The sequence below is a fragment of the Leptotrichia trevisanii DSM 22070 genome, from assembly GCF_000482505.1.
Lineage (GTDB): Bacteria > Fusobacteriota > Fusobacteriia > Fusobacteriales > Leptotrichiaceae > Leptotrichia > Leptotrichia trevisanii.
Map to the genome: position 1 here is coordinate 61,153 of NZ_AXVL01000022.1, position 7,072 is coordinate 68,224.

Sequence of the window (7,072 nt, forward strand, 5' to 3'; positions counted from 1 at the left end):
TCGACTATCTAGTCAATCTGTAAACAATATACATAATAACTTAGAAGTCTAATAAGTTCACTGCTATCCACGGTTCTAAACCTTCTTGATATGTAATTTAAGTATTGGGATAAGCTAGAAAAATCTAGCTTTTAATCCCAATTTTATTACATATCATAAATTCCCCTTAGGGTTTTTAACAATTTAATTATATCATATTTTAAAAAAAGTCAATCGCAAAATAAATATCATTTCTTTGTTTTATACACTTTTTTCTTATCCCTTATTTTATACCCCTTATCATTTTCATTATAATGTATATCAAGAGTTTTTGCATCTGATTCCTTAAAAATTTTACCTTTGTAATAGGTATTATTCTTATCTTTTGTATAATCTTCATCAAGAATTTGAAAAGTATCAATATCGACATTTTTACTTTCTAATAGGACAAATTTTGTATTATCATTTTCATCTTCAGTAAAATAGTACAAATCTTCATTTTGTTTTACTAAAGAATAGTCTATTACTTCAAAGTTTTTTGGCTTAAAATTTTCTATTTTTTTATTTTTATAATAAACATTGTCTTTATCCTTGAAAAAATCATTTTTCAAAACTTCAAGACTATTTACATCTACACCACTTACTTTATGTGTTCCATAATAAACTCCTGTTTTATCTTTCCCAATGGAATATCCTTCAGGCTCAAAAGTTTTTACATCTGCATCTTCTATTTTTTTAAAATTATAATAGACATTATTTTTATCTTTTGAATATTCAGAATAATTTTCAATAGGTTGTAAAGTTTTCAAATCAATTTCTGGAGAAATTTCAACTTTTTCAACAACAACATTATTGCCCTTTTGATAAAAGTTATGTATTCCATTTTTATCTTTCACATGTGTATAATTGACAAATGGCTCAAAAGATTTTGGATCAATTCCCTTCATCAGCATTCCCTCATAGTAAACTCCATTTTTATCTTTGTAAAAATTTCCGCTCAAATCTTCAAATGTCACGGGATCCAAGCCTTTTATCTGTTTTCCTCTGTCATAAACAGCATTTTTATCTCTTCCTAACGCATAACCATCTATTACTTCAAAACTTTTTGCATCTGCCCCTTTAACTCTTTTTACATCACCATCATAATTATCATAGTAAAAAACATTATTTTTATCTCGATAATACTCTTTCGATACTTCTTCAAAAGTATTTAAATCAGCATTTTGGATTTTTTTCACTTCTTCTCTTCCAAGATAATAAACCCCTTTGTCATCTTTGATAATAAGTTTATTTGAGCCAACAACTTTAAAAGTTTTAGGATTTACACCTGTTATTTTTTTATTTAAAAAGTATAAGTTATTTTTATCTTTCCCGTATATAGAATCTATTTTAAAACTGCCACTATCTGCACTCTCTAATTTTTTTATTTCAATATCGATATTATATTTATCATTTCCCGCATCCTCTGCATTTTCGACATCAATATCTGAAATTTTCTGTTCACTTTCTTTATAATTAATAAAATAAACGTTATTTTTATCTTTTAAGTACAAAAGCATCGTCATGTTTTCTCCGTCCACGACTTCTAGAGTATTCATATCTATTCTAGCAGGTTTTATTGACTTTATCGTAATTTCTCCATTTTCATATTTATCAAAAGTATAAATACCATTTTTATTAATTAGTATAGTTGGTACGTAAAACTGGACAATAACTTCACTTTTTTCTGGACTAAATCCTTTAATTTTTATAATTTCATTATTTGTAATATAAAAAACATTATCTTTATCTTTTACGATAAAAGGATTTTCAATCTGAAAAGAATTCACATCTACATTTTCTAACTTTTTATTTTTATAATAAATATTATTTTTATCACTTGCAAAATCATCATTTTCCTCAAAAATTTTAAAAGTCCTGAAATCTACATTTTTTACAATTTCCTTTCTTTCAGGTTCTGTAGCTTCATCAGTAAAATAAATTTTATTTTTTTCTTTAATATAGCTCGCATTTATAATGTTTCCTGATAAAATAAGCAATGTTAAAATTTTTAACAAATTTTTCCTAATTTTCATATCGACTCCTTTTTAAATATCTAATTCTTATACTAAAACCTCGTTTAAAATACAGTAATTGTTATACACATTATCTTTTTTTCTTTTCAATTTCTGTTTTTATTATATCATTTTTTTGAAATTTACTCTATTAAATTTCTATATTTCTAATGATTTTTATTGTATAGTAAAATTGCCTCAAATGCTATGACTATTTTACTTAAACCCTAAATTTCTATAATTTTTAATAGTTTTATTTTAAATGGATTCTAGTATATATTGTAATAAAATCAAATTTTTGAAAATAAACTTACTTTTTTAACAAAAAAATGCACCTCTAATCTTGTTTGTATCCAAAATTTTTGGTGCTATTTAATAACATTATTTTTTAACAATATATTTTAAATTTGTTTAACTAATTCCACAATTTTTTAGCATATTTCAACGCTTTTATGCTTATTCCTCCAAACTATCGTTTTTATAAACACTAGATATAAAGCTCATCCTATGAATAAACTACATCGAACTTTCCCATTCACCTTTCACAGTAACACCTGTACTAATAGCTACTCTATCCATAAGCTCAACATCTTCATCACTTAATTCAACACTTGCAGCCCTTTTGGCATCGTCAACTTGATTAGGTTTTGTAACTCCAATTATTGGAATTGTTCCTTTTGATATTGCCTAAGCAGTCGCAATTTCAGGAATTGTTGCAGAATATTTTTCACCTAAAATTTTCATTTCATAAAATAATGGCTCCAATTTTGCCAAAGTTTCAGGCGGGAATGCTTCACCCCTTCTTGTTCCAGCTGGCAATGGATTTTTTTTTGTATATTTTCCAGATAAAGCGCCTTGTTCCAATACCATGTACGAAAATACTGCGATATTGTTTTCCTTGCAATAATCTAAAATTCCAGTTGTTTCAATTGTTCTGTAAAGTAAGCTAAAATGATAAAACAGGTTTCAATTCATCTTTTCCTAATTTATTTCCAAAAATCGAATCTCCTCCAGCGATTCCTCCAAATCCCCAAGACCAAGTTCCTAGTGCTACTTTAGGCACATCTATTTCCTGTATTTTTGTTGTTTTCATTTAAAATCATCTCCATTTTTTATATATTTTTCCAAAGTTCAAAATTAATATTTTTATTTTACATAATTTAAATTACCTTTATTTAATAGTATTACACCTTCAATATTTATAAATTCTTTGTTTTCAATTATATTTTCCGTTTGCTCAATATATTTTTTAAAATGAGCTGTTTTCCTATGTTTTTGATACGCTTTTTCATTTTCATAAATTTCAAAAAAGTACCATTTATTCGGATTTCCTATTGCTGTTGCAGCATAAATCACATAAACACCTTCTTCTTTTTTTATCGACTGCTTCATTTCATCAAGTACAATTTCCCTAAAAGCATCATTAAATCCTTCTTTTACATCAACTGTAACATAATTTACACGAGTATTTCTTGTTTGCACAAACTTTTTATCTCCCATATACTCTGGCATTACTTGAATTTTCTTTTTATGATTAGTCAAGATTGTTGGTGATTGTCTTAAAAATTCTTTATATTGTTCTGACTTGATATGTTCCTGGTAACTTTTCTCGTCTTCATAAACCTCAAACATATAAGTCATATTGGGCTTTCCTTTTTCCTGAACTAAATACATTCCAAGTGTCCCTTTATCATTAAAAACTGATTTTGTAATATTATTTTTACCAACTGCCACATATGCATTTTTTTCGCCTTCTTTGATACCAAGTTCAAAAATATTAAAAATTAGTAGCATTTCTTTTCTCCTCAATAAATTTAATAAATTTTCCCGTCGCCACCGAATATTTCAAACACGGCTTCCAAGCCAAAATTGTCTTAGAAATTGCTGCTTTATAAAATGGAATAAATTTCAAATCTTCAAAATTATTCTCTAATTTTAAGCAAACTGCCATTCCCATTCCATTTTTCACCATCATCGCAGCATTATAAACCAGTGTGAAAGTAGCGCCAACATTTAACTTCTCTGTAGGAATTCCCATCCAATTTGCAAATTCATTTTGAATTAATTTATTTTTAGAAATAATTACCGATTCTTTTTTATTTCTTCTGGATAAATAAATTTATTTGAAGCCAATTTATGGTCTTTTCTAACCAAAAGTCCCCATTCTTCAATCTGTTTCAATCTTATAAATTTATACTTTTCCTTATTTATATAGTCAAACACAAGTCCCATATCTAAAAAACCGTGTTCAATTCTATAAATAATATCTTCGGCTGTCCCACTATAAATGTCAAATTTAACATTTGGATACTTTTCCTGAAATTCCGAGAGTAATTTTGAAAGTTCATTCATTCCCAAAAATTCGCCACATCCAATAGATATTTCTCCAGCAACAATTTCATTGTCATAAGACAGCTCTTTTTTCGTTTTTTCCGTTAAATAAAGTATTTCCCTCGCCCTTCGCTGCAAAAACTTCCCATCTTCAGTCAATAAAATTTTATGATTACTTCTCGTAAAAAGTTTAACTCCCAGCTCTTCCTCAAGCTGTGCCAATTGCCGTGATAATGTTGGCTGTGTAATAAAAAGCGATTTCGCTGCTTTTGTTATATTTTCCTCTTTTGCAACCATCAAAAAATATTTTAAAATTCTTAATTCCATAAATCCTCATTCATTTTATAATTTTTTTATACTAACTTATCTCGCATTCACTGCTTTTGGCAACTTTTCATATTCATCTTCTGACAATATTCCAAACCATTCAGTCGAACCGCCATCTGACAAGGCAATATGCGTAAACCAACTGCCTTTTGCAGCTCCATGCCAATGCTTAACATTTTTAGGAATATTCACAACATCTCCTGGATGTAATTCTATCGCTTCTTTCCCATCTTCTTGATACCAGCCGTATCCATCAGTCACCAATAATACTTGTCCATTTGAATGAGAATGCCAGTTATTTATAACTCCTGGCTCGAAAACAACATTGTGAACACCAACTTTTGAAGTGTCATTCGGCTCAACTAATGTTTTTAAATAAGTTTTCCCATTAAAATATTTTGCATAAGCCTCGTTATAATCGCCTTTCCCAAACAAGCTGCTTACAGGATCAGCCGTCCCATCTTCTGAATATATCTCTTTCAAAAGCCGAAATACAGCCCAAGCTTTTGGCCATCCCACATAAAATCCTAAATGTGTAACAGCCTCTGCCAGTTCTTCTCTTGTAACCCCATTTTCCAAAGCACTTTTTAAATGAAATTTCAAAGAACTATCCAAAATTCCACTCGCCATAAGTCCAGTGACCGTAATCAAACTTCTATCCCTAGCCGATAACTTATCCTCTCTTACCCAAACTTCTCCAAACAAAACATCATCATTCAATTGTGCAAATTTTGGTGCAATATTACCTAATAAATCTCTTCCTGCAGTAATTTTTTTACTCATCTTCTTTCACCTCTGTTTAATCAAATTTCACATTCAATATATTTTCTAAATTTTTACGATATATTTTATATCTAGTTGTATCACTTACATTTAAATTTTCGATAGACTCTATCACATCAACAGTTGCACCAGCTGGCTGCATTCCCACAGGAGCATCAGTCGCAAAAATTACCTTATCTTCCCCAAAATAATCAATTGCCATATCCACAGCCTTTGTATTTCCAATAATTGCCGTGTCAACATAAAATTTCTTAAAATCATCTGCATATTCTTTTGGCATCACAAGTGGCAATCGGTTTGCAAAAAACGGAACCATCGCACCAGCATGATGAACTAATATTTTAATATTTGGATATTTCTTAAAAATGCTTCACTTCTGTCTTTCAGTTTAAAATTATTTTTATTTTCTTTCATAAATTCTCTAGTAATTTTTAAAATCTTATCATTTACTGGATTTACACTCGTTATATTTTTGGATTCTGTTTCCTTTATATTCATTTTTATCCTTTCTTTTTCAACTTCATTTGAGTTTGGCAATATGTTGTTTATAACTATCAACAAATTACAATTTTTTAGCCCAAGCTCCAATGCTTTCCAAGCTTTCATTCCAACCAAATCTTTTGCCTTCAATTATATTCAAATCCGAATAATTTTTTTTCAAAAAATCTGTCGAGCCTTTTATTCCGCTTCCACCTGATGTCGCAAAAGTGATTATCCTTTTTCCACTCATATTATGTTTTTCAATAAAAGTCTGAATAATGCGAGACGGAATATACCACCAAACTGGAAATCCAACCAATACAGTATCATAATCATCAATATTCTCTACAACATTTTCAATTTCTGGACGACTAAATTCATCATTCATTTCCACTGAACTTCTACTTTTTTTGTCATTCCAGTTCAAATCCTCAGAAGTATACTCAACTTGCGGCTTTATTTCAAACAAATTTCCCCCAGTTGCTTTCGCCAATTTTTCTGCAACTTTTTTGGTTGTCCCTGTCGCTGAAAAGTAAGCCACTAATACTTTATCCATAAAAAATCACCTCTTAAAATTAGATAAAATCTAAATTTTTTATTTTCTTATGATTTATTTTACAATATTTATCCTATTATATCAAATACTTATTTTTTATAACCAGTTATGCTTTAAAAGCATATCTTAAAAACTATTTTCTATTATTCTCTTTCAAACTTTATTTCATTTCAAATTCTTTTCCCAAAAATGCAATCCCAATTTTATCATTAATTTATAAAAATTAAAAAAAGGAGTAAATATAGACTCCCTTTATTCCGCAATTTAAAAAATTAAACACAATTTCTTATTTATTAAATAATATAACATTTTTTTGTAAAAATCAATACTAAATAAAGAGAGTTTTGAAACTCTCTTTAAATTGGCCTTTTTTTAACAATGAATATAAGTTTTTTTATTTCATTTCTTAAATTAATTATACAATATTTTTTTATGAAAAGCAATAATATATAAAGTATCAGTAGGGCAATCGCATGTTAAAATTTTCATTTTTCAGTTGTCAAGGGACAGTTAAAGAGAGAGATTACCAGGTTTTCAATATTTTTTATGTCATATTGATAGT

10 protein-coding genes are annotated in these 7,072 nt (G+C 28.3%); all 10 read right to left on the reverse strand.

From position 1 onward, the window contains the following. Positions 1-227: 227 nt before the first annotated feature. The 10 genes from K324_RS0106010 to K324_RS0106050 all read right to left on the reverse strand — a co-directional run bounded on the left by K324_RS0106010 (position 228) and on the right by K324_RS0106050 (position 6,510). A complete protein-coding gene (locus K324_RS0106010) occupies positions 228-2,054 on the reverse strand; it encodes a DKNYY domain-containing protein (protein WP_026748365.1) in 1,827 nt (608 codons plus the stop codon). A gap of 666 nt (positions 2,055-2,720) precedes the next feature. Further along, a complete protein-coding gene (locus tag K324_RS16350; RefSeq protein ID WP_345940149.1) occupies positions 2,721-2,996 on the reverse strand; it encodes an aldo/keto reductase in 276 nt (91 codons plus the stop codon). After that, positions 2,980-3,126 carry a hypothetical protein gene (locus K324_RS16355; protein WP_232051236.1) on the reverse strand — a complete coding sequence of 49 codons (147 nt, stop codon included), beginning with the start codon at positions 3,124-3,126 and terminating at the stop codon, positions 2,980-2,982. The genes K324_RS16350 and K324_RS16355 overlap by 17 nt, the downstream gene beginning before the upstream one ends. Positions 3,127-3,179: 53 nt before the next feature. Beyond that, positions 3,180-3,827 carry a putative quinol monooxygenase gene (locus K324_RS0106025; protein ID WP_026748367.1) on the reverse strand — a complete coding sequence of 216 codons (648 nt, stop codon included), beginning with the start codon at positions 3,825-3,827 and terminating at the stop codon, positions 3,180-3,182. Then, positions 3,811-4,071, reverse strand: coding sequence for a hypothetical protein (locus K324_RS16220; protein ID WP_197738427.1), 261 nt, complete (start codon positions 4,069-4,071; stop codon positions 3,811-3,813). Before K324_RS16220 ends, K324_RS0106025 begins: the two co-directional genes overlap by 17 nt. Before the next feature lie 44 nt (positions 4,072-4,115). After that, the gene (locus K324_RS14405; protein WP_197738426.1) at positions 4,116-4,691 is read right to left on the reverse strand and encodes a LysR family transcriptional regulator; all 576 of its coding nucleotides are present in this window, start codon (positions 4,689-4,691) and stop codon (positions 4,116-4,118) included. Positions 4,692-4,727: 36 nt separating this feature from the next. Beyond that, a complete protein-coding gene (locus K324_RS0106035; protein WP_026748368.1) occupies positions 4,728-5,474 on the reverse strand; it encodes a carboxymuconolactone decarboxylase family protein in 747 nt (248 codons plus the stop codon). Between the two features lie 16 nt (positions 5,475-5,490). Then, a complete protein-coding gene (locus tag K324_RS0106040; RefSeq protein WP_026748369.1) occupies positions 5,491-5,790 on the reverse strand; it encodes an amidohydrolase family protein in 300 nt (99 codons plus the stop codon). Positions 5,791-5,807: 17 nt separating this feature from the next. Further along, a complete protein-coding gene (locus tag K324_RS0106045) occupies positions 5,808-6,080 on the reverse strand; it encodes a hypothetical protein (RefSeq protein ID WP_146998300.1) in 273 nt (90 codons plus the stop codon). Then, the gene (locus K324_RS0106050; protein ID WP_026748371.1) at positions 6,037-6,510 is read right to left on the reverse strand and encodes a flavodoxin; all 474 of its coding nucleotides are present in this window, start codon (positions 6,508-6,510) and stop codon (positions 6,037-6,039) included. The genes K324_RS0106045 and K324_RS0106050 overlap by 44 nt, the downstream gene beginning before the upstream one ends. Positions 6,511-7,072 lie beyond the last annotated feature (562 nt).

What these genes read in the sequence shown, in the direction of transcription:
- K324_RS0106050 (WP_026748371.1), bottom strand. Translation starts at nt 6,510, where the DNA reads ATGGATAAAGTATTAGTGGCTTACTTTTCAGCGACAGGGACAACCAAA.
- K324_RS0106010 (WP_026748365.1), bottom strand. Translation starts at nt 2,054, where the DNA reads ATGAAAATTAGGAAAAATTTGTTAAAAATTTTAACATTGCTTATTTTA.
- K324_RS16355 (WP_232051236.1), bottom strand. Translation starts at nt 3,126, where the DNA reads ATGAAAACAACAAAAATACAGGAAATAGATGTGCCTAAAGTAGCACTA.
- K324_RS0106025 (WP_026748367.1), bottom strand. Translation starts at nt 3,827, where the DNA reads ATGCTACTAATTTTTAATATTTTTGAACTTGGTATCAAAGAAGGCGAA.
- K324_RS16220 (WP_197738427.1), bottom strand. Translation starts at nt 4,071, where the DNA reads ATGGGAATTCCTACAGAGAAGTTAAATGTTGGCGCTACTTTCACACTG.
- K324_RS0106040 (WP_026748369.1), bottom strand. Translation starts at nt 5,790, where the DNA reads ATGGTTCCGTTTTTTGCAAACCGATTGCCACTTGTGATGCCAAAAGAA.
- K324_RS14405 (WP_197738426.1), bottom strand. Translation starts at nt 4,691, where the DNA reads ATGGAATTAAGAATTTTAAAATATTTTTTGATGGTTGCAAAAGAGGAA.
- K324_RS0106045 (WP_146998300.1), bottom strand. Translation starts at nt 6,080, where the DNA reads ATGAAAGCTTGGAAAGCATTGGAGCTTGGGCTAAAAAATTGTAATTTG.
- K324_RS0106035 (WP_026748368.1), bottom strand. Translation starts at nt 5,474, where the DNA reads ATGAGTAAAAAAATTACTGCAGGAAGAGATTTATTAGGTAATATTGCA.